Genomic DNA, 19,654 nt, shown 5'->3' with positions numbered 1-19,654 from the left:
TTCAGAATCAGGACGCTGCTCTTGACTCAGACAGGTAATGCCCGTCCAGAGGCTGGAAGTCAGCATAGGGTCTTTCCGGCAGATACTCGTTGCTGTAGCAGCTCATGGCATCCATGGATTCATCGGTAATACCCAGTTCCTGAGCATAAGTCCCAACCTTGTCCCAGTCACGCTCAACATTAACCAGATCTCTGGAGAAATAAGGCAGACAGCTGATGTATATTTTACGGAATGTCTCGGTTCTTAACCGTGGAATGTTCTGGCACAGCAGGTCATAGGCTTTTTCCGGATTCTCCAGCGTCCACTGAACACCGCGCTGGGTTGCCTTCATAAAACGGCGAACTTTGTCTTCATTGTGCGCAAGGTACTCTTCGTTCACCAAAAACAGAATGGAACAGAAACAACAGCAACCCAAACCGGCCAGTTCATCCACACGCAGTATGCCGGTTTCCTGCCCACTGGCCTGCTCCAGCTCGACCTGTTGGAAACAGCCTATTCCCATACCGGCATCCACCTGATTCTGCAAAATAGCGTCCGTCATATTCATGCCGACTCGTACTGTTTCATAGGCGTCCAATTCGATACCTGCACGTCGGGCAAGGTCATCAATAATGATTTTCCCGAATCGACCAATATAACCAATGCGTTTGCCCCGGATATCTTCAAAACCTTTAATGCCGCTGGATTTCAAGAAGATGAGTCCGGTAGGAGGCTCGTGAAACAACGTACCGGTAGAAACCACTTTGTAGCCTTTTGCCCTTGCAGCATAGGTATGGATCATCGCTTTCAGGGCGATATCGACCTTATTCTGGCCAATCAGATCGGTGACATCGGAAGGATCGGTGGTTTCCATAATGGCAGGCGAAAGACCTTCGTCTTCATAGAAACCCAGATAGTGCGCCATAAAAATCGGCGTATGATAAGGATTGGCGTACCAGTTCAGGAGCAGAGAAAGCCGGGAGTTGTCTGTTGTAGAAATAACGATATCGGACATGCGTGAATCCCCTAAAAAAATCCAAACGGAATAGCAACGCATACAGCCCTGAACGAACACAGCCTTTCTGTTGCAGAATCACTTTTCAGAGCCGCCCAATAAACGACAATGCTTTCTCCCGCAGCATAACAGGCAAATCAATAGCATAACGACAGTCCCTACGCCGGTACTAACCGGGTCAGGTTCAACAGGTATGATCTCAGCCTGATAAAGGGTTGTATCCAACAGGCACCCTGCGTCACTGGAGAAAAATTGTAGTTTAGATGTACAGTGGCTGCCAGAAACGACCTCTCATAACTAAGGCGCTGTTCACTACGAACGTACAGGTCTTAATAGTTCTGTCCCGTCGTCAATAGACGTCAACCTGAGAAGCCGGTATATTTTTCTGACTTCACTAACAATAAAGAAATAATAATGAAGGCTCAGTATCTGACAGGCTTAAAAACGGTTTATGTAAAGATAATGACCGTCATCGTGGGCAATGCATTATCTGCACTGGGCAGGTTCGATAAACAGGCGCAGGAAGAAATACAGAAGATACCCGACAACTATCACATTGCAATGATCACCAGCCCGCAAGGGGCAGGCTTTAGACTAAAAGTAACGGACGTCGGGCTGTTCGAGCTGGTTGAAAGCGCTCCAAGCCGGGCCCCCGGCTGAACATCTATGAGTAACTTTTCTCCCAACTACTGTCTACATGCCTATGATAGAAAGGAAGACATATCCGGACCAGAGACCGTAAACACACTGGTGCCTTTTGCCCGTTTGAAAGCGTGGTCGGGGAGCTGGCGACAACATCACTGATGACGCAATATGCGATCTCGTTCGGAAGAATGCGAATCATCGACAGCCCCATATCCGGATATGCCTTCGCACAGAAGTATAGAGGGTAAACCATGTCTCGCCGCAGCAAATCCAACCGTTCCCATTCTGACAGAGTCAAAAAGCGTATTGCTGGACATCTGGAGAAAATCAATCTCTTTGCCGCCGGTATTGATATCGGGTCAGAGTCACACTTTGTTGCAGTGCCAGAAGAGTTAGATGAACAACCGGTGCGTTCATTTGGCTGTTTTACCGCAGACCTTGAAGCTATGGCTGACTGGCTCGTAAAGCTTGGCATTACCACCGTTGTGATGGAGTCAACCGGGATTTACTGGATACCTGCGTTTGAAATACTGGAATCCCGGGGGCTTGATGTAAAACTGGTCAATGCACGACATGTAAAGAATGTTGCCGGACGTAAGTCTGACGTTCTGGACTGCCAATGGCTTTTGCAGTTACATACTTACGGATTGCTCAATGGCGCGTTCCGCCCGGATGAACAGGTTTGTTCATTGCGATCCTATAGACGACAACGTGACACTCTTGTTGGCTACCGTGCTTCCCACATCCAGCATATGCAAAAGGCACTTCGACAGATGAATCTGTTACTGGATAATGTGGTGACTGATATTACCGGAAAAACCGGTATGACTATTATCCGCGCCATACTGAATGGGCAGCGGAATCCTGTGGAGCTGGCCAGATATCGTGACAAGCACTGCAAAAAATCCGAGGAAGAAATCGCCAAATCCCTGAAGGGGCATTATCGGGATGAGCATGTATTTGCTCTGCGGCAAGCTGTTGAACTTTACGATACTTATGATGAAAAAATCAGGGCTTGTGACAAAGCTCTGGAACAGAAGCTCAACACATTTGACAGCAAAGATGATAAAGACTCTCAAAAGCCTTCTACGCCAGATAAGCCTTCAAAAAAACGGAAGTCCCGTTGCGCTCCAGACTTTGATGTGCGTTCAGAGCTCAACCGGGTGAGTGGTGTCGATCTGACTGATATCGACGGCATCGACGAAAATACGGCTCTGAAGATTGTTTCAGAAATCGGTTTGGATATGAGTCGATGGCCTTCCGCTAAACATTTTGCCTCCTGGTTAGGGCTCTGTCCCGGAACCAAAATATCCGGTGGTAAAGTTCTGAACCGGAAAACCAAGCGTTTGCCAGGCGCAGCCGCAACAGCATTCAGGTTGGCGGCTTATGCACTGGCCAACTCAAAAAGCGCCCTGGGTGCCTATTACCGTAGAATGCGAAGCAAGCTTGGTGCTCCAAAGGCGATTACGGCAACAGCACATAAGCTGGCAAGGCTGGTTTACAGTATGCTCAAACATGGGAGTCAGTATGTAGATGAAGGTCAGGAATATTTTGAGCAGCGTTACAGAGAAAGAGTTTTAAAAACCCTGAAGCAGAAGGCTAAAGATATGGGCTTCACATTAACGCCGGTTGAAACCGCCGTCGGTTAGGGTTGTTTTAGCAACCGGCGAGCTCATGGGGAGTTACTCAGAAGTCCTCATAAACCGGCAGACCTCACCATACGTTTCAAACACACCAGCCATGCTTTTCTGGTGTTCAGTTTTCAGGAGGGCACGGCCATCTCTTTTGCCCGTGACCGTATGGTGGCAGAAGGCGATCTCAACTATGCGACAAAATTCGTTCGTATTCTGAACCGGCTGGAAGCATTAATACTGCCGAGATTTATTGCTCGAAGGGCATTAAAACGCTATCCACATGACCTTGGTTTAAAAGAGAAAGTCACAAAAGCAACACAGATTTACGCTCAGGCCACCAAAAGCATTCTTCTTGGACGATGACTATTTGGATGAAGACTATGAATAATTCCTACTATGAGTTTTTTTCCCCGGTAAAAATCATTGCGGGTCATAAAGCCCTTGAACATATGCCCTTTGAATTGTCGCTCCTCGATCTGTCAACCCCCATGATCATTACAGACAAAGGTGTACAGGGCGCAGGACTGGTTGAGCATGTTGTGACAGCCTCTGCCGAATCAAACATCACTGTCTCAAACGTGTTTGATGATGTACCACAGGACAGCAGCGAACATTGTGTTCGACAGGCAGCTGACACTTATCGCAAACAGGGCTGTGACTCCATTATCGCTATAGGTGGAGGCTCGGTCATCGACACTTCAAAAGCGGTTAACATTCTGGTCTCGGAGGGTGGCGATGACCTGAGCCAATACGCCGGAGCCCACGCACTTAAACGGCCACTGAAGCCTTTCTTTGTGATTCCTACCACCTCCGGTACAGGCTCAGAAGCCACACTTGTCGCCGTCATTAGCGATGACAATGGCATTAAACGCAGTTACGCCTCGGGCTTTTTACTTCCCAATGCAGCCATCCTCGACCCGAGAATGACACTGACATTGCCTGCCCACATTACTGCAATGACAGCCATGGATGCCATGACCCATGCGATAGAGTCGTATACCTGTCTGGCTGCCAACCCGGTCAGTGATGCCTATGCATTTGCTGCCATTAAAAAGATTTCCGGTCACCTTTTTAATGCCCTGAAAAACCCATCAGACGCCGATAGTCGTCTGGCTCTGGCTGAAGGCTCAACCATGGCAGGCATTGCATTTTCCAACTCCATGGTAGGCATGGTGCATTCTCTCGGGCACGCTCTGGGTGGTGTCTGTCATCTCCCTCACGGGCTGTGCATGAATCTGTTTCTGCCCTATGTGCTGGAATACAACCGCGAAGTCAATGGCGACAAAATCGGTGAGCTGTTGCTGCCACTGGCTGGTGAGGACATCTATACCTCCACCCCAAAAGAACAACGAGCAGAACGTGCAATTGACTACATCAGCACACTGAGGGATACGTTATACCAGGATCACAAGTTGCCCAGAACACTGAAAGAAACAGGGAAAGTAGCCGAAGATCAGCTGGAGCGGATCGCTACTGTAGCGATTGACGACGGATCAATTATTTTCAATCCGAAAGAAGCCGATTATGAAGATATTCTGGGTGTGTTAAGGCGAGCATGGAGTGGCTGAGCAATAACAGCAATAGCCCGCTAGTAAGACAAACACAATAGACACCCCCGGCGCTCTTACCGGGGGTGTCTCTCTATCAGAAAGAGATCACTTTTTTAAAAGCATCCCTCATATAGGAAATATCACGATCTGTATGTAACCGCTGGAAAAGACCGTCTGAATCCCAGTTTTCACAGTTTAGTGACACCGCGTATGGGTTAACCCAGAGCGATGCTGATTTCTCTTTAATAAGAGCCAGCTTATCTGGCATGGTGTCTTCTACCGCTAGCAGGAACAGGTTTACAGCCATATCTTCCACTCGCATAAAGGCTTTCTCAATATCACTGTAAGGTGATGGTGCGCCTTTAGTCCGTTCAACCACATCATCACGGAGAAAAGTCAGGTGCTCGAAATAATCAATCCACTCGTAACTGGCAGTTCTGCCTGAAGCTGCTTTCCAATGATGTAAAAGGCCAACCACTCTTTTATTAAGATTACGCAGGTTTTCAAAGCGATCCAGCATCGACATAAACTGGGCATCGTACTCAAGCACCTTATCAATAAAGCCCTTTTCGAAAATCATGTTTCTGAATTTGGTTCCGTTAAACCAGACCGAATTGGTCAAATCCCAGAGGATTTTCATGGCTCCAACAACATCGTCATCCCAAAAATGATAACCAGCCTGGATATTGGCAGTGGTACGATCAGCCCAGGCAATATAGTCCCGATTTAGAATATCAAATACTTTTTCCGGTACATCCTTTTGCTTGCGGTGTGCATCAATCGCTTCACTGATCATACAGTTTACGTAGCTAATCGAATCCGTACCCGGTGAATAAAATAGATCAATAAAAGCTCCAGCTTCTCCGGTAACGGCCCATTGATCTTTGGAGATAACCTGCTTCACAGAGTGGCTGTATCTGCGCAACATTTTGAAATCAAGGATTTCTTTTCCGGTAGTGGGCCAGAACTGTTATATCGCGTGAATATTGACCCCAAACTCAACTTTATTAATCAATAATCCAATAACAATATCGTGCATCTTTTCGAGCTTTGAAAAACAAATTGTCTTTCTGGCCAACCGTTTAATCCAAGTCCGAAAATTAAGGTTTTTACGCTCTATCTTCTGAGTGTTTGCTTTACCAATAATATGCATGTTTTCATCAAGGTGTCGCTCATAGGCTCCCCAATCATCGGTGTAAAATTTATTAATACCAAATGGCTTCAGAAGTGTTTTGAGTTCTTTAAAAACTTCATCTTTCCGTTTTCCGAAAACATAAGCAAGCACGGTATTTGTAGCGTGATCAACAGCATACCAAAGCCAGCGTTGGTTCGATTTATCATGAACATACGACCACTGCTCATCTAGCTCAGCCTCTTGGCAGACAAGCCCTACATGAATAATTGCATCTGACTTGAGATCAATAGTTTGAATATTTGGGTTGACCTTTACCAGACCGCTTTCTTTTTTTTTAGAGTCTTTATTACTGTTGTCTTGCTTATTCCGAGTACTTTACTTGTATCCCTGATTCCGCTGCCATTTATTGCCATATCGATGATTTTTTCTTTAACGCCAGGCTCACAGGCCTTGTAGCGATATTCAAGCATGAAGGTTTTGATTTCACATTTGTCATTACAGCAATAGTATCGTGGAACATCATGAGTGCTGTATCCGAAAGGCCGAACTTGGTTACTGCCACATGTTGTACAGAGGACTTGCGTAAGGCACATTTTTAAACCGCATTTTTCAAAGTTGCCGAATGTCGTATTTTAGCAGACAGGGCTAGAATCACAGAACTGTGCCACTACCTCTTTTCCTTCCAGCAGCTTTGCAATATCTGGCTCATTGTCGTTTAGCCATGCCATAGACTTCTTAAGGGTGTTGTAGGAAGAGAACGGTTGCCGCTCTTCAAGGGCTACAATTCCAACACTGGTATACCCCGTAGAGAGGGGAATTAACCAAACCCAGTAACCATCTCCCATGAAATGGTTGGTTGAGTTAAAACGATTGTAATCCGGATCTTCAGGGTGGTTACCCGAAACACGCTCATGCCAGCCGGTGTGCTCTTTTCCTACAATATCACAGACATCAATTTTGCCCTCAACCCGAAACCAGGCCGAACTGCAGGGTTCTCCGGCACTCTCACGACTAAGATCCAGTTTCTTCTGCAGAAGACGACGGCGACCCATTGAACTACCCCGGAGCAAGCTCCGGGGTATCAAGTTAGCTCTTGAGTAGTTCGCAGCAAGCTGCGGGGAATTAGACCCAAGGCTTCGCATTAAAACAGTTCTACACAATAGCTGATGCCAATTAAATAGAATAGTGATCCCGATCTCATTTTATAAAAATTATCATCAATAACAAAAACACCAATCAATTCGACAAAAATCGTATTGATTTATTTAATAAAAAAGTCATTCGTCTAATCAAACCAAAATCAAACCTTTAAAACATAAAACCTGACAGCTACTAATTCACATTATTACTTAAACTCCTAGATAAATATAAACCAAAAAAAGTGACAATATTTTTTACATAATTCATTTATCTATCAAATCATCTTAAAGTAGTTTTTTTAATCCGCGATGATACTGACCATAGTTTCTACAACGCCATTAAACGTGCAATCAATTGCCAGAATAGCTTTGAATCAGCAATTCCCGACAAATATACGCCTTAAGACGTATACCCTGCTGCAGGGTGAACCATTTTTCGGATTTGCAGCAAACAACCTTCAGCCCAAAGCTGACATTCTGGATGAATTTTTCGCTCAGACACAGGCTCACCCCGGCAGCTATGAAGTATCTGGAATAACAGAACGGATATTATGACCAACTCCTTCAGAGGTTCTTGAGATTATTGCCATAAAAAAGTCTCGCCAAGAGTCAATGAAAAACCACTGAAACAGGCTTCTCATATGCTCCCAAAGCGCTTTTTTAGAGTGGCTTGCCGTCCAGGCTTTCTGAAACAAGCAACACCCTAACTGTTCTATCTGATCAATAACTCATGTTACGCACCCCTTCATCGACTGAAGTTTCTGGAACGATGATTTCAATGCAGTGAGATAAAGCTTTGCCCGCAACTCAAAATGGTTTAAATCAAGCTTATTAGCCAGCACCTCGAGACGAAATGCCGAATATATCGACATAAACAGATGATTACTCTGCGTCAAAACTGTATAAGTCGGTGACTTGGCCATTGACGCATTAGATTTGAGTGTTTTATGGAAGACTTCAACTTTCCACCGTTTTTTGTAGATCGCCTTCAAAGCCTCTGCGTCACACTCAAGATCACTGCATATCAGATAGAGAATGCCCTTACTGCCATCTTTGTTTGTAAAGACCTGCCGGAACAGCAGAACGGGGAAGTCCACGCCTGCAATCCAGCCTTTGATAGGCTTTTCTTCTGAGAAATCAATGGAATCTATGCGCTGTGAGCGCCCCCGACTTTTATCTTCCTCACTCAGCGAAACCTTCCGGTTTGACTTGCTGGCCATGACAAAATGCTTATCGCATTCGTGTCGTATATACAGCATGTTGTCGTTAGAACAGAACCAGCTATCTGCCAGCACGTAACGAAATTTGAGCTGATTATCACAGCAAACTTTCAGCATCTCCCGAAAGTCTTCGTTCTTGGTGGTTTCAGCCTTGCGTTTAACTTTTTTAGTTTTTACGTCGGAGTATTGAATAGGCTTTTCGATAAGCTTGTAGGCCACGGGAATAGAGATATCACCGACATGGTAAACAAAGTTGAGAAGGTTGATACCTTTTACCGAACGACCAAAGGTGTGATCAAAGTGCCATGCAATCAGGTCGTTCTCATCAGTGTAGAGTTTCTCCTGAATAGTGTCGTCGGCAATAAGTACTCCATCATCGCGCTCTTCCTGACGCACAACGGCTTTAACATGGTGCCAAAGAGTCTTACTGTCGAAGTGATTACGGGACAGAAGGCGTGTTACCTGATCATGGCTGTATGCGCCGTCCAGCAAAGATGACAGCTGTGTAGCTGTCGTTTTGCCGAATGAGGACAGCAGGTAATCGCTATACAGCTCAAACAGCTCTGTGTTCATGCTCTAAAGCATGGCAGATTTTTCTGGGTGCGTAACATGAGTCAATAAGGAAGGCGGTAAACGTCAGGCAGGCAAAGTTTGTAGCCAAATGCTCCTTGCCGTGTCCGTAGTTGTGTTCGAGGTGGTAACCCTGTGTCTTGAGCGTGTTGAAGGTTTCATTTTCAATCTTCCATTTCGCACGGCCTCCGCGCATCACTCTGGTGACGCTGTCGTCAGTCAGTTGGATATCTGTTACCCAGACATTGGTGTATTTCTCGCCCTTGGGGCTAATCTCAACATATTCCAGATAGTTGACCAGAACATCCTTGTGACTCTTGTTGATGGGAACGTTGTTGACGTATCTGAACCAGTGCCGGTAGCCGTCCTCATCAACGTATTCATAACGGTTAACCTCACCCCTGGCATCCAGAGTATCAACCGCCTCAACCAATGACGCATGGTCGCTGTCCTTGGCCACCATAATGAAGCTGTACCCATAAGACTTGACCATTTTTATCGTCGGCCCATCTGAATACAGGTCATCAAATGTCAGTACCAGTTTTAGTTTGGGATGTTCTCTGTAGACGTTTTCCAGCAACCGCTTTAGTGCGGTTTTTTCGCAATCGTTTTTAGAAGCATTGACCTGCTTGGTAATAGGCTCTGGCATCAGAGGCAAGACCTCTTTTTGTCCGGGCTTGACCAGACATATAGCCAACAGTTGGTGGTAATACTGGGGGGTATCAGTATCGGCTTTTTTGATACAACATTCAGGGCAGCTAATCTTGCCTGAAGCGAAATGCCCTGTACCATCCACTGGAGCCAGATAGCCTTCTTCAAAATACTGAAACTTTTTTAGCCACTTCGAACTCTGGACGTAAGAGAAGAGTGACTTGAAAAATGGCCTGAAATGATCAGTTTCAATAGGGTCAAGTATCTCCCGCAGATGGGTGTCACTGGGAATACGCTGAACGCCGTACATCTGGCGCAGGTTGTGAACAACCCTTGGATTTTTACATTCATGCTCAAAGCTCAGAAGTGAAGGGCATTTCATGTGCATCACAGCCAGACCGGACATTATTGCATCAGAGAGAAGAATTTTTTCCTTGCAATTATTGGGACGATGATCAGGTATTAGGGATGCTTGCTGGCGAACAGTATTGATTAACCGATCGACCAAAATTTTGTCTTGCTTAGCAGGCATAGAAATACGACAGTGAATGAGTACTGCATGAAATTTAGCTCAAAGTTCAGGAATTTGCTTTTTTATGGGTCCTTCTCAGACCTTGGTACTGTTGGGCTGAATTAATTCGTCGGGAATTGCTGGCTTTGAATAGCCCCAAACGATAGCCAGCACCTATCAAGTGCAACAGTTTGTCGATGTCACGCTATAAATGCCATTGAATCTCAGGCTCATAGATGTCCAAAAATATTTTTCAGCCGCTGCCGCACTTTTGAGATTTGCTTCATTCACCACAAGACCATCAAAATGACTATAGACGTCAGTAAAATGTCGTTGATTTCTTGCTAACCTTTTCCATGAATACCTCCAACAGCCTGCCCAGTCAGGAACAAGGTATTTGTCGTATTTCTAGCGAGAGCCATACCATGAGCGCATCGGACAAAGCCATCCAACAGCAGATCATCGACGCTTTTAACTTCCGTCACGCCGTAAAGGTGTTTGACCCTGATCGGAAAATCAGTCCGGAACAGTTTGATACGATTCTGGAAGCCGCCCGTCTGTCACCCAGCTCTTTTGGGTTCGAGCCCTGGCAGCTGCTGGTTGTTCAGACCCCTGAAAAACGCGAGCTATTCCGTGACTTTACCTGGGGTGCCAATGGTGCTTTTAACGGTACAGAGGGTCAACTGGGTACCGCCAGTCACTTCTTGATTTTCCTGGCTCATACCGACGCCACCATGAAACATAACAGTGACTACCAGCAAACCTTTATGAAAAAGGTGAAACATCTGCCGGAGGATGTTATCGGATTTATTAACCAGGCATTTCAGAAGTTTCAGGAGCACGACTTTAAAGTTGAAGGCGAGCGACAGATTACCGACTGGTCTGCCAAGCAAGCTTATATCGCCATGGGCAATGTAATGTCAGTGGCCGCTCTAATGGGCATTGATTCCTGTCCTGTCGAAGGTTTTGAGATGGACAGGACAATTGATGTTCTGGAGCAGCATTTTGGTATCGACCCAAAACTCTACAAACCTGCAGTGATGGTGGCACTGGGTTATCGCGCGGATGAACCCGTATTCCCCAAAACCCGTCGAAGTATGGACCAGATCGTTCAGTGGTTCTGACCAGCCGGGACTGACACGCACATGGGCGTGTCAGTCACTCTATTACTGTGACTGAGGCTTCCGGTGCTCCTCAATGTCCATAAAACTCCACGCCAGCATATGGCTGATTTTTTGCCCCTGACTCATCGCCTTCACTTTGACTTGCTTTGCACCTGTTTCCGTTAACAGCTCTCGCAAAGGTGCAATATTCTCTTTTTTAGAAACCAGGCTGGTGAACCAAAACACCTGTCGGGCAAACTCTGCACTTTCACGCACCATATCGCTCAGGAAGCGCAACTCGCCGCCTTCGCACCAGAGTTCATTGCTCTGACCGCCAAAATTAAGCTGTTTTGTACTGATAGATCCTGACTGACTGCCACGTCTGGCCGATGATTTTTTCAGATTTTTCCATTTGCGGGTTGTGCCCGCTTCCGCCTCTTTCTTTGAAGCATGAAAAGGCGGATTACAAAGCGTCAGAGCAACGCGATCTTCTTTATCAATGACCCCACTGAAAAACTGGTTCTTGTTTTCCTGCAAGACAACCTTCACCTTTCCTGACAGGTTGTGATTGCTGTTAACTATCTGCTTTGCCGACTTGACCGATACCGGATCGATATCACTGCCAACAAACTGCCAGCCATACACCTGACTGCCAATGATGGGGTAAATCAGGTTGGCGCCAGTGCCGATATCCAGAACCTTCACCGAATCCCTGCCCAGATTCACCGAGCCCAGAAGATCAGCGGCGTAATGCACATAATCAGCCCTGCCGGGAATGGGAGGGCAAAGATAATCGTCTGGAACAGCCCAGTGCTGGATCTGGTAGTAATGCTTCAACAATGCCTGATTCAGACAAATGATCGCCTGAGGGCTGGAAAACTCTATGGTGTTATCGCCACGGGGATTGCGTTTAACAAAAGTGCTTAGTTTCGGATGAACCGAACAAAGCTCTTTGATGTTATAGCGTCCCTGATGAAGGTTGCGTGGGTGCAGCTTAGCGGCTGGGCGCTTAGTGGGCATATCAATGACCAGTCAAAATAGTTCAGGCTGAATTTTAGTCGGAAAAGCCACAAAAAACGCCCGCTAATATCCGAAATTACAGCTCTTTGCCGACAAAAATATCAACAATAGAAATCCGGGCCTCGGGAACTGCCACCATGCCAACGTCACCAACTCGAAGATCATCGTCCCAAATAACAACACCCCAGATCACTCAGGATAAAGAGTCAGAAGGAGCTGAAAAAGCGTCAGAAGGTCTATTTAAGACATCTGGCAACCCGCGTACCGTTCATGAGCAGCCCGAGAACCCTCAATATCTGTCGCAACAGGCAAGCCAGGCTGGAAACAGAACGCTGGATGACTGGGAAATAAAAATTCAGGAAGTTGAAAATAATTATTTTAAAACCGTCGCAGACCTGCCCGGAGAACAGGAAGCCGAACTATCCCGCGCCCAGTTGATGGAGACCGTTGACACCGTCAGAACCAGCCTTAAAACGTTATCCACTCACTATCAGCAGCGGGTTGCACAACTGACAGTGGATGGGCAGATTGAAGCCGAAAGTGCTCTCAATGTCATGGCAGCCAACGAGAGCCTGACAACCATTTTGCAAGATCTGGACACACTGGAGAAGTCTCTGAAATGGACCCTGAGAAAAAAAAGCCTGCAAGCGTCCATGGCACAGTTAAAGTCGCTAATGAGGCAGGCCACTGCAGCGATCACAGAAACAAAAGTCCGATTAGAAGAATCAATATCGTCCGAAGCACTGATCAAAACCGAACCAGAAGCATTAATAACGCCTGACACTGAACCTACCATAGGACCGGAAGCACCAGCGACTTCAACTTCTGATGAAAAAACATCGCTTATTGCAGCGGACACACCCGCTATTGAGGAAATGACCCCGCACCCTGAAGCCCGACCTGCCATCGAGCCCGAACTGCTGCTGGCTGAAATAGCACACAATATAGGCCAGGCAAAAAATGCCCGGACATTAAGGGAGTCACTCGAACATTCAATCAATGACCTGAACAGTATCATGGAGCTTCTGCCAGTGTGGATTCAGGAAGCCAAAGCTTCTGACGACGACAGGGAAGTGTTGGCAACCTATCAAGCTGTATTTCACAACGCATTTCAGGAATTGCAATCCCTGGCAAACGAATCTGCAAGCAGGAAGGATACGTCTCAAAAACAGACTTTAGCCACTCAATTACTGAAGCAATGTCAGGAAATAGTTGCAAGGATTAAAACCGTTAAAAATGGACAGTTCGACGGTTACATCGCTTCCCACATCAAAAACCCGGCCCTGAAGACCAGAGTGACAGCCATTAATTTTGCAACGACACCTGAAGAGCGACAGGAAGCCCAGAAAAACCTTCACCAGTTTCTGACAGAAGAAGCGCAACATTACAGTCGTCTGGCACCGGTTATGAATCTGGCTATCAGGAAAAGTCGGTTGCAGGAACAAACGGTGCCATTAGCCTGTAAAGACACGCTCAATGCCTTGTCATCACTGTCTGATCAAATCAAGAAAATAGAGGCACCAGAGCTTTCCATAGACTGGATGATGGCGGTTGACGCAGCCGACGAAAGGTTAAACCAGTTGCAACAACTGGAGCAGACTCTCCCACAAGAAGTATTGCCTGTACTGACCACCAGCCCGAAATCTGCACCGGCTTTTCTTCAACTGCTCAATCCAATCGCTCGCACCTTCATCACCAAAGAGCCGGAGCTGGCATCCAGTGCTGCCTCTATGGAATTATTCACCAATATGCTGGCGTTTCTTGAAGGACGAGAAGAGCAAAACAATCAAAAAAGGAACTCGGCCTTTGCCAAGATTGCCTCGGAAGTCTATTCCTCTCCTGATATACTCACGCACGTTCTGGCTCATGCACATACTGCAGAAGAAATCGCAGCCCTTGCCCAAAACATGGAAAATTGGGTGGACTCTGAGCTGCCGGAACTACAGCAAACTGCCAGAGATCTCAATGAAATAAAACTGGATTATCAGTTAGGTGGTATTGAAAAAGGAAGAGACGCCCTGATCTATCTGATCGCAGATTTCCCCGAAGCCAGCAAAAAAGACACCCGGCAAGATGTAACCGCACGCTTTAAGGACTTATGTGCTGATCTGGATGAATCACTAAAAGAGCAATTGGCAAATCGAATTAATGGACTCTCCCCGGATAGACTATTTAATTCAAAAAAAGAGTTACACGAAAAAGTTGAAAACGAATTTAATGCTGCTCTTCAAGGCATTGCTGAAGTGTCAATAGAACCTTCCCCCAGCGGTGGTACACTCTACAAAATAAATATATTACTGACACCTGAAACCGTTGACGACCCACCCTTCAGAGACTTTCTGAATAGCAAAAACAAGGAGCAAAAAGCCATTGCAGAAGCTTTCACCAAAAACCTTCCAGACGGTGTAATTCAATTTGACGAGGTAACCCAAGGCTGGCGATATCAACCTAACTCTCCGGACATGCTGGACTATCACAGACAAGATTTCATCGACCACATGAAGCAGTTCCAGAATGCGGTTCAACAAGCAAAACGACACAAAGATACCATTCACGACCATGTTCAGGTCAGGAGACAGGTCGAAACCGACCTTCATCAGGTTAAGAACGGGTTAATCAATCTGGAAAGACAACTTCAGGTTCAGCCCCCTAAAAGCCAAAGAAAACGACGGATATTGTCAACAGACTTAGGCGTTCTGAAATCCTCAGCCGAAACCTTACCAAAAAGTTCTGTTGCAAATATGTCCGCTGAAGTCAGCAAGGTGTCAAAAAATCTGCTGACGATGGTGTTTAATAAACAGGTCAAACCCCGGCAGGCAGCGGCCTTTCTGAACCCATTGCATCAGTTGAAAGACACCGCTGAGAACCGGTACAGACCCGATGATGTCAGAAAGGTACCCCATGCAAGAAAAGCCCCCGAGGGATTAACCGGCCTGCTGAAAAAAATGGACAGTTCACTCAGACCAAGATGGGCTTACAGACTTCTGGACAAATTCACTTCGCAGCAACGGGTTAAACACTTTGAACAGGCCCGCGCTCTGGTGGACATCAGCGAACTGTGCCCAAAAGGCGCAAAGCCGAACGCTGAAATGATTGACCAGTGGTTGCAGACATCGGGCATAGAAAGCCGACAGCGGAAAGACCAACAGGCACTGGCTGAGAGTTTGAAACTCTACGCAAAACAGTTAGATCCTGCTTTGATAAGAAAAGTGATCATTCAAGATCAGTGAAACAGACACAGTCCGTTCTGCTTCACTGATCTTAATGGTTGTTGCTGACGTCAGGATTCAATCCCGATAATCAGCCATGGCGCATTCGGGCGGGTCAGATCCCGCTCCAGATGCCAGATATCGGTAATATCTTCTTCCACACCTTCAACCGTATCCCGGTACTTGCCGGTAAAGCGAATACTGATCTGAGCGACCTGTGCCGTATAGTCGGCACGCACCATTTCTGCATCCACAAACATAACTTCCGTATGCTGATCACCCTGAAGTTGTTCACGCACCGGTTTCATCTGTTCAAACAAGGCAGGATCAAGGTATTCCTGCATGGTTTTAAAGTCGCTCTTGTTCCAGGCCTCCTGTAAAGCGCGATAATGATCACGGGCACCGTTAAGGAATGCATTCAGGTTGAAGTCCGACGGCACATTCATAGGCACATCCATAGGTACATCGCTGACGCCAAAGCCGGATTGTGGTGCCGGGTCAGAACTTCTCTCTGTATTCTTAAAACCGTCGTTCTCAAAACCGGCATCACGGCTTTGTGTCTGTGTATCCTGATTAAACAGGTCCTGCAGTTGCTCACGGTAATTCTGAGAATTCTGGCCAGACTGCCGGTCAGCCTGTGAAGCGTGCGAGTGGTTACCAGCCATGGCTTTGGCTCGATTCATACTTCGGAACACCCTGAATAACACAAAGGCCAGCAGCCCCATGATCAGAATATCCATCATTTTCAAACCGGCAAAAGCACCACCGCCCAGCAGTGAAGCAATCAACCCTCCTGCCAGAAGTCCACCCAGCAAACCACCAAACATGCCTCTGCGACTATTGTTCTGTTGGTTACGGGTAGCATTTTGTTGCCGGTCAGTCCGGTTCTGCTGATAAGCGGGTTGACGTTTGGGAGCTGGCGCGGTTTTAAACGAACGCCCCATGCTTTTACCGCCACCAAAACGTCTGGCTTCAGCCTCCGGAACCGTAAAGGCCAGGCTGAACACCATTAACATCGCCATCAGCGAAGCAAGTTTCTTCATTCACTATCTACCTCTTGTGGTCTTTCTATCCTATGGGCATGGCTGAATATTTCAACCCGCAACTGCACCAATTCGCTCTTGCCATATCGACCATTACCCCTTCACAATAACGAGTGGTAGCCAACAGATAATAAAAATAACTGTGATGAATAGACTCCCTCCTCTGCCTGTTCCGGCTGATCCGGGCAGGGTTCTGGTCACCGGAGGCTCAGGTTTTCTGGGACACCATCTGGTACAGACCCTGTTAAACAGTGGCTATAAAGTTCGCTCTTTAGATCGCATCAAAAGCAATCTGGAGCACCATAACCTTGAAGTCATGCGGGGCGATATCCGTGACAAAGGCGACGCCATACTTGCCTGTGAAGGTATTGATACGGTTTTTCATACCGCCGCTATCATGGATACCCGGTCCCATAACGTGATTCCGGAGTCTACTCGGCAATTGTCATACGAAATAAATCTGGAGGGTACGAAAAACATTGTCGAATCCGCCATGATCAATGACGTTGAACGACTCGTTTATACCAGCACCAGCAGTGTCGTTATTGATGGTCAGCCCATTGCGGGTGGCGATGAATCCCTTCCGTACGCAAGCAACTTTCGTGATCTGTATACAGAAACAAAAACCAAAGCCGAACAACTGGTACTGGCCGCAAACGGTACTCATAACCTGTATACCTGTGCTCTGCGTCCCAGTGGTATCTGGGGACCCGGGGATCAGATGATGTTCAAAATCATTATTGAGCAGCTGGTGAATGGCAGCTTTAAAACGATCTTCGGTAACGGTTCTGCACGTTTGAATCACTCCTACATTCACAACCTTGTACATGGACAGATTCTGGCGGCTCAGCAACTCAGCCAACACGGCAATGCTCCGGGACAGGCTTATTTCATCAACGACGGCGAGCCCGTTAATATCATGGATTTGTCCAGCCCCCTGATACAGGCACTGGGCTACCAACACCCGGCCAAACATGTCTCTTATCGTCTGGCAAAACAGACCTTTCAGGTCTGGGAAAAACTGCATCAGGTCATCAAACTGCCGAAGCCGCCCAGAACCATTATGGCTCTGGAAAGAGTAAGCATGGACAATTATTTCAGTATTGAAAAAGCCAGAGTCGAACTGGGTTACTCACCGTTGTTTTCAAGGGAAGATGCCTGGGAAGATTCGATACCTTACTATCGGGAGTTGCACGATAAAATCAGAAAGGAGGCAACGCTAAGGAAAGCAACCTACGACAATATCAACTAATTCTCACCAATCAGCCACGTACTATACCTTCACCTCTTGGTGGTGGCAGCGGTGGGCAATAGCCAGGAGAAAGCCTAATGATTTCATTTTGCTCGCTATTAAATTTACCAGACGACAGTTAATCTTTGATGACTTGATCAACGAGTCTTTTCTTTGGTATGCGTGGTGGATATGATTTGGCAAGGTGCTTTTTGGCGGAAGGCCTGAATCAATCTTACGACTGATTCAGGATCAAATGAGCATCATTCAGAGGATCAGGCTATCTCTCGTTTATTGACAAATACAAACCCTTCGGCAGATACCCGAGATTTCAGATCGTCCATTTCCACAGGTCTGAGCGGACCCATGACACCAGTTTTTGGCAAACCCTTAGCGTCTTCATCATCAACCTGCTCATAGGATTGCATATCAACGTAATCCTCAATAATGGGTGGTTTTTTCTGCAGGTCGTCGCAAAGTAACCAGCCTTCTTTAATCGCTCTGGCCGTCAGCGCTTCCGGGTCGAATGTTTTCAGTTGGTTGCGATAATCTCGATCGTGCTTATACGCAACGCATTTTCGCATAAGCAAAACAGGATCCGGGCTGTAATAAGCTCCCAGTGTAAAAGCAGCCTGCCCAAGCCATGCGTAGCCTCCACCGATTGCAGCATGAGTAGCATTGCGAAGAAAGAATTTGGTGACAGCGCCCTTAACAGTCCAGTTAATAAAAGCGTTCACAGCTTGAGGTCCAAGCTGCACACCAGCACTGCGCCCGGCAGCGCCTGCCAAGAGTGTGGTGGCCGTGCGACCGTGGTTGTAAATCAGGTTTTTAGCCATTCCGACCGCAGCAGATGGATTCATGGCGAACTCCTTTTCTTCTCGTAAGCAGGTAGCTATCAAAAAACTATTACCAGAATAGAGCTCTTTTCTGCTGATAAGTTCCAGAACCATGGTTTTTGTGCAGTTTATATGACCAATAAGTCAATTCTACTTGCCAATTGGGGCCAGTTGGCCATTTGTGAGAGTGATAAGAGCAGCAGGCGCCAGCTCAATTTCCAGCCCACGACGACCCGCACTGACATGAATGGTTTCAAACTGCTCTGCGCTCTTGTCCAAAACGGTCATTAGCCGCTTCTTCTGCCCCAGAGGGCTGATGCCGCCCAGAACATAACCACTGCTTTTCTCCGCTTCAGCCTGTTCCGCCATGGCAGCTTTTTTTGCACCACAGGCTTTTGCCATGGCCTTGAGATCAAGCTGCCCGGCGACGGGAACAATACCCACCGCCAGCTTTTGACCATCCAGCTTGACGATCAGGGTCTTGAGGACCTGCCGAGGGTTCAGGCCCAGCTTCCGGGCGGCTTCCTGACCATAGGAGTCAGCTCCGGCATGGTGCTGATATTCATGAACGGTAAACGGGATGTTGGCTTTCTTTGCCAGATTGACTGCTGGTGTCATTCTTCAATACTTAATCGTTCAATACTTAATCGTTCAATACTTGATTCGGCCACGCAGTGACTTAACCTGCCCACGCCGGGTTTTCTTGTCCATCCGCCGGGTTTTGGAAGCCCGGGTCGGCTTGGTGGGCCGACGTTTTTTCTGCACAACCACGGCGCTCCTGATCAACTCAACCAGACGCTGCAGGGCATCTTCGCGGTTTTTCTCCTGCGTTCGATAACTTTGTGCCTTGAGGATAACGATCCCGTCCCGGGTGATTCTCTGGTCACTCAGCTTCAGCAGCCTTTCTTTGTAGAATTCCGGCAAAGACGACGCTTTGATATCAAACCGAAGGTGTACAGCAGACGACACCTTATTAACATTTTGACCTCCGGCTCCCTGAGCCCGGATAAAGCTGATACTGACTTCCTCATCAGTCAGGGAAACATTCTGTGATATTTTGATCATTCTTTTTTAAGTTATCCCTCACCATTGATCCACATCAATTTTTCATAGCTTGTCATATTTCTGTCATATTCGAGAAACTTTTCTGTCACATAACCTCC

The 19,654-nt window shown here is 46.9% G+C and carries 19 protein-coding genes and 1 riboswitch; of the genes, 8 read left to right on the top strand and 11 right to left on the bottom strand.

From position 1 onward, the window contains the following. Positions 1–7: 7 nt before the first annotated feature. Entirely contained in the window at positions 8–994 is a 987-nt protein-coding gene (locus tag EZMO1_RS06185) for an ABC transporter substrate-binding protein (protein WP_034875548.1), read from the bottom strand. A 137-nt stretch (positions 995–1,131) separates the two neighbouring features. After that, a riboswitch (TPP riboswitch) is annotated at positions 1,132–1,240 on the bottom strand. 168 nt (positions 1,241–1,408) lie between these two features. Here EZMO1_RS06185 and EZMO1_RS06180 point away from each other — a divergent pair. The 4 genes from EZMO1_RS06180 (at position 1,409) to EZMO1_RS06165 (ending at position 4,841) form a co-directional block, all read left to right on the top strand. Continuing rightward, entirely contained in the window at positions 1,409–1,654 is a 246-nt protein-coding gene (locus EZMO1_RS06180) for a hypothetical protein (RefSeq protein WP_034874727.1), read from the top strand. 236 nt (positions 1,655–1,890) lie between these two features. Continuing rightward, positions 1,891–3,288 (top strand): IS110 family RNA-guided transposase, encoded by a 1,398-nt coding sequence (locus tag EZMO1_RS06175; protein WP_061509303.1) that lies wholly within the window; start codon positions 1,891–1,893, stop codon positions 3,286–3,288. A gap of 102 nt (positions 3,289–3,390) precedes the next feature. Beyond that, on the top strand, positions 3,391–3,636 hold the full coding sequence (locus EZMO1_RS06170; protein WP_051789760.1) for a hypothetical protein: 246 nt from the start codon (positions 3,391–3,393) through the stop codon (positions 3,634–3,636). Between the two features lie 17 nt (positions 3,637–3,653). Then, positions 3,654–4,841, top strand: a complete 1,188-nt coding sequence (locus EZMO1_RS06165) for an iron-containing alcohol dehydrogenase (protein WP_034875552.1) — start codon at positions 3,654–3,656, stop codon at positions 4,839–4,841. Between the two features lie 76 nt (positions 4,842–4,917). Here the strand turns inward: EZMO1_RS06165 and EZMO1_RS06160 are convergent, their stop codons facing one another. The 3 genes from EZMO1_RS06160 to EZMO1_RS06145 form a co-directional block, all read right to left on the bottom strand. Further along, a complete protein-coding gene (locus EZMO1_RS06160) occupies positions 4,918–5,751 on the bottom strand; it encodes a hypothetical protein (RefSeq protein WP_034874729.1) in 834 nt (277 codons plus the stop codon). 42 nt (positions 5,752–5,793) lie between these two features. After that, positions 5,794–6,551 (bottom strand): IS1 family transposase gene (locus tag EZMO1_RS28010; protein ID WP_420809906.1). Its coding sequence is split into 2 segments (ribosomal slippage): positions 5,794–6,284 and positions 6,284–6,551, totalling 759 coding nucleotides; the frame shifts between segments, so codons are not numbered across the junction. A gap of 39 nt (positions 6,552–6,590) precedes the next feature. Continuing rightward, complete coding sequence (locus EZMO1_RS06145; RefSeq protein ID WP_034874731.1) at positions 6,591–7,010, bottom strand: hypothetical protein; 420 nt, start codon at positions 7,008–7,010, stop codon at positions 6,591–6,593. A 396-nt stretch (positions 7,011–7,406) separates the two neighbouring features. Between EZMO1_RS06145 and EZMO1_RS27245 the strand changes: the two genes are divergently transcribed. Further along, positions 7,407–7,652, top strand: a complete 246-nt coding sequence (locus tag EZMO1_RS27245) for a hypothetical protein (RefSeq protein WP_061509300.1) — start codon at positions 7,407–7,409, stop codon at positions 7,650–7,652. 173 nt (positions 7,653–7,825) lie between these two features. On the opposite strand, the gene EZMO1_RS06135 is transcribed toward EZMO1_RS27245, so the two are convergent. Both EZMO1_RS06135 and EZMO1_RS06130 read right to left on the bottom strand, forming a co-directional pair. Beyond that, on the bottom strand, positions 7,826–8,890 hold the full coding sequence (locus tag EZMO1_RS06135) for an IS701 family transposase (RefSeq protein ID WP_034873259.1): 1,065 nt from the start codon (positions 8,888–8,890) through the stop codon (positions 7,826–7,828). Then, positions 8,871–10,070, bottom strand: a complete 1,200-nt coding sequence (locus EZMO1_RS06130) for a transposase (protein ID WP_082211895.1) — start codon at positions 10,068–10,070, stop codon at positions 8,871–8,873. Before EZMO1_RS06130 ends, EZMO1_RS06135 begins: the two co-directional genes overlap by 20 nt. A 335-nt stretch (positions 10,071–10,405) precedes the next feature. Here EZMO1_RS06130 and EZMO1_RS06125 point away from each other — a divergent pair, with 335 nt between their 5' ends. Next, on the top strand, positions 10,406–11,173 hold the full coding sequence (locus tag EZMO1_RS06125; protein WP_244886731.1) for an NAD(P)H-dependent oxidoreductase: 768 nt from the start codon (positions 10,406–10,408) through the stop codon (positions 11,171–11,173). Positions 11,174–11,215: 42 nt separating this feature from the next. Here EZMO1_RS06125 and rlmF read toward each other — a convergent pair whose 3' ends face one another. Next, positions 11,216–12,172 carry a 23S rRNA (adenine(1618)-N(6))-methyltransferase RlmF gene (rlmF, locus tag EZMO1_RS06120; protein WP_034874735.1) on the bottom strand — a complete coding sequence of 319 codons (957 nt, stop codon included), beginning with the start codon at positions 12,170–12,172 and terminating at the stop codon, positions 11,216–11,218. 137 nt (positions 12,173–12,309) lie between these two features. Here rlmF and EZMO1_RS06115 point away from each other — a divergent pair, with 137 nt between their 5' ends. Next, entirely contained in the window at positions 12,310–15,402 is a 3,093-nt protein-coding gene (locus EZMO1_RS06115; protein ID WP_034874737.1) for a hypothetical protein, read from the top strand. 50 nt (positions 15,403–15,452) lie between these two features. On the opposite strand, the gene EZMO1_RS06110 is transcribed toward EZMO1_RS06115, so the two are convergent. Then, positions 15,453–16,424 carry a Tim44 domain-containing protein gene (locus tag EZMO1_RS06110; protein ID WP_034874739.1) on the bottom strand — a complete coding sequence of 324 codons (972 nt, stop codon included), beginning with the start codon at positions 16,422–16,424 and terminating at the stop codon, positions 15,453–15,455. A gap of 145 nt (positions 16,425–16,569) precedes the next feature. Between EZMO1_RS06110 and EZMO1_RS06105 the strand changes: the two genes are divergently transcribed. Next, positions 16,570–17,676, top strand: a complete 1,107-nt coding sequence (locus EZMO1_RS06105; RefSeq protein ID WP_034874741.1) for an NAD-dependent epimerase/dehydratase family protein — start codon at positions 16,570–16,572, stop codon at positions 17,674–17,676. A gap of 254 nt (positions 17,677–17,930) precedes the next feature. Here EZMO1_RS06105 and EZMO1_RS06100 read toward each other — a convergent pair whose 3' ends face one another. The 3 genes from EZMO1_RS06100 to arfB are packed head-to-tail and all read right to left on the bottom strand — an operon-like array spanning position 17,931 to position 19,556. Beyond that, positions 17,931–18,605 carry a hypothetical protein gene (locus EZMO1_RS06100; protein ID WP_034874743.1) on the bottom strand — a complete coding sequence of 225 codons (675 nt, stop codon included), beginning with the start codon at positions 18,603–18,605 and terminating at the stop codon, positions 17,931–17,933. A 36-nt stretch (positions 18,606–18,641) separates the two neighbouring features. Next, positions 18,642–19,109 carry a Cys-tRNA(Pro) deacylase gene (gene ybaK / locus EZMO1_RS06095; protein WP_034874745.1) on the bottom strand — a complete coding sequence of 156 codons (468 nt, stop codon included), beginning with the start codon at positions 19,107–19,109 and terminating at the stop codon, positions 18,642–18,644. A 33-nt stretch (positions 19,110–19,142) separates the two neighbouring features. Next, positions 19,143–19,556 carry an alternative ribosome rescue aminoacyl-tRNA hydrolase ArfB gene (gene arfB, locus EZMO1_RS06090; RefSeq protein WP_034874747.1) on the bottom strand — a complete coding sequence of 138 codons (414 nt, stop codon included), beginning with the start codon at positions 19,554–19,556 and terminating at the stop codon, positions 19,143–19,145. Between the last annotated feature and the right edge of the window lie 98 nt (positions 19,557–19,654).

Origin of the sequence: Endozoicomonas montiporae CL-33 (genome assembly GCF_001583435.1) — a bacterium.
Lineage (GTDB): Bacteria > Pseudomonadota > Gammaproteobacteria > Pseudomonadales > Endozoicomonadaceae > Endozoicomonas_A > Endozoicomonas_A montiporae.
Note: the sequence above shows the minus strand (reverse complement) of the source record. Positions and strands in the feature narration are given on the sequence as shown.

Bases quoted from the DNA above. Each gene is read 5' to 3' on its own strand.
- EZMO1_RS06185 (WP_034875548.1), bottom strand. From the start codon at position 994: ATGTCCGATATCGTTATTTCTACAACAGACAACTCCCGGCTTTCTCTG.
- EZMO1_RS06180 (WP_034874727.1), top strand. From the start codon at position 1,409: ATGAAGGCTCAGTATCTGACAGGCTTAAAAACGGTTTATGTAAAGATA.
- EZMO1_RS06175 (WP_061509303.1), top strand. From the start codon at position 1,891: ATGTCTCGCCGCAGCAAATCCAACCGTTCCCATTCTGACAGAGTCAAA.
- EZMO1_RS06165 (WP_034875552.1), top strand. From the start codon at position 3,654: ATGAATAATTCCTACTATGAGTTTTTTTCCCCGGTAAAAATCATTGCG.
- EZMO1_RS06160 (WP_034874729.1), bottom strand. From the start codon at position 5,751: ATGTTGCGCAGATACAGCCACTCTGTGAAGCAGGTTATCTCCAAAGAT.
- EZMO1_RS06145 (WP_034874731.1), bottom strand. From the start codon at position 7,010: ATGGGTCGCCGTCGTCTTCTGCAGAAGAAACTGGATCTTAGTCGTGAG.
- EZMO1_RS27245 (WP_061509300.1), top strand. From the start codon at position 7,407: ATGATACTGACCATAGTTTCTACAACGCCATTAAACGTGCAATCAATT.
- EZMO1_RS06135 (WP_034873259.1), bottom strand. From the start codon at position 8,890: ATGAACACAGAGCTGTTTGAGCTGTATAGCGATTACCTGCTGTCCTCA.
- EZMO1_RS06130 (WP_082211895.1), bottom strand. From the start codon at position 10,070: ATGCCTGCTAAGCAAGACAAAATTTTGGTCGATCGGTTAATCAATACT.
- EZMO1_RS06125 (WP_244886731.1), top strand. From the start codon at position 10,406: ATGAATACCTCCAACAGCCTGCCCAGTCAGGAACAAGGTATTTGTCGT.
- rlmF (WP_034874735.1), bottom strand. From the start codon at position 12,172: ATGCCCACTAAGCGCCCAGCCGCTAAGCTGCACCCACGCAACCTTCAT.
- EZMO1_RS06115 (WP_034874737.1), top strand. From the start codon at position 12,310: ATGCCAACGTCACCAACTCGAAGATCATCGTCCCAAATAACAACACCC.
- EZMO1_RS06110 (WP_034874739.1), bottom strand. From the start codon at position 16,424: ATGAAGAAACTTGCTTCGCTGATGGCGATGTTAATGGTGTTCAGCCTG.
- EZMO1_RS06105 (WP_034874741.1), top strand. From the start codon at position 16,570: ATGAATAGACTCCCTCCTCTGCCTGTTCCGGCTGATCCGGGCAGGGTT.
- EZMO1_RS06100 (WP_034874743.1), bottom strand. From the start codon at position 18,605: ATGGTTCTGGAACTTATCAGCAGAAAAGAGCTCTATTCTGGTAATAGT.
- ybaK (WP_034874745.1), bottom strand. From the start codon at position 19,109: ATGACACCAGCAGTCAATCTGGCAAAGAAAGCCAACATCCCGTTTACC.
- arfB (WP_034874747.1), bottom strand. From the start codon at position 19,556: ATGATCAAAATATCACAGAATGTTTCCCTGACTGATGAGGAAGTCAGT.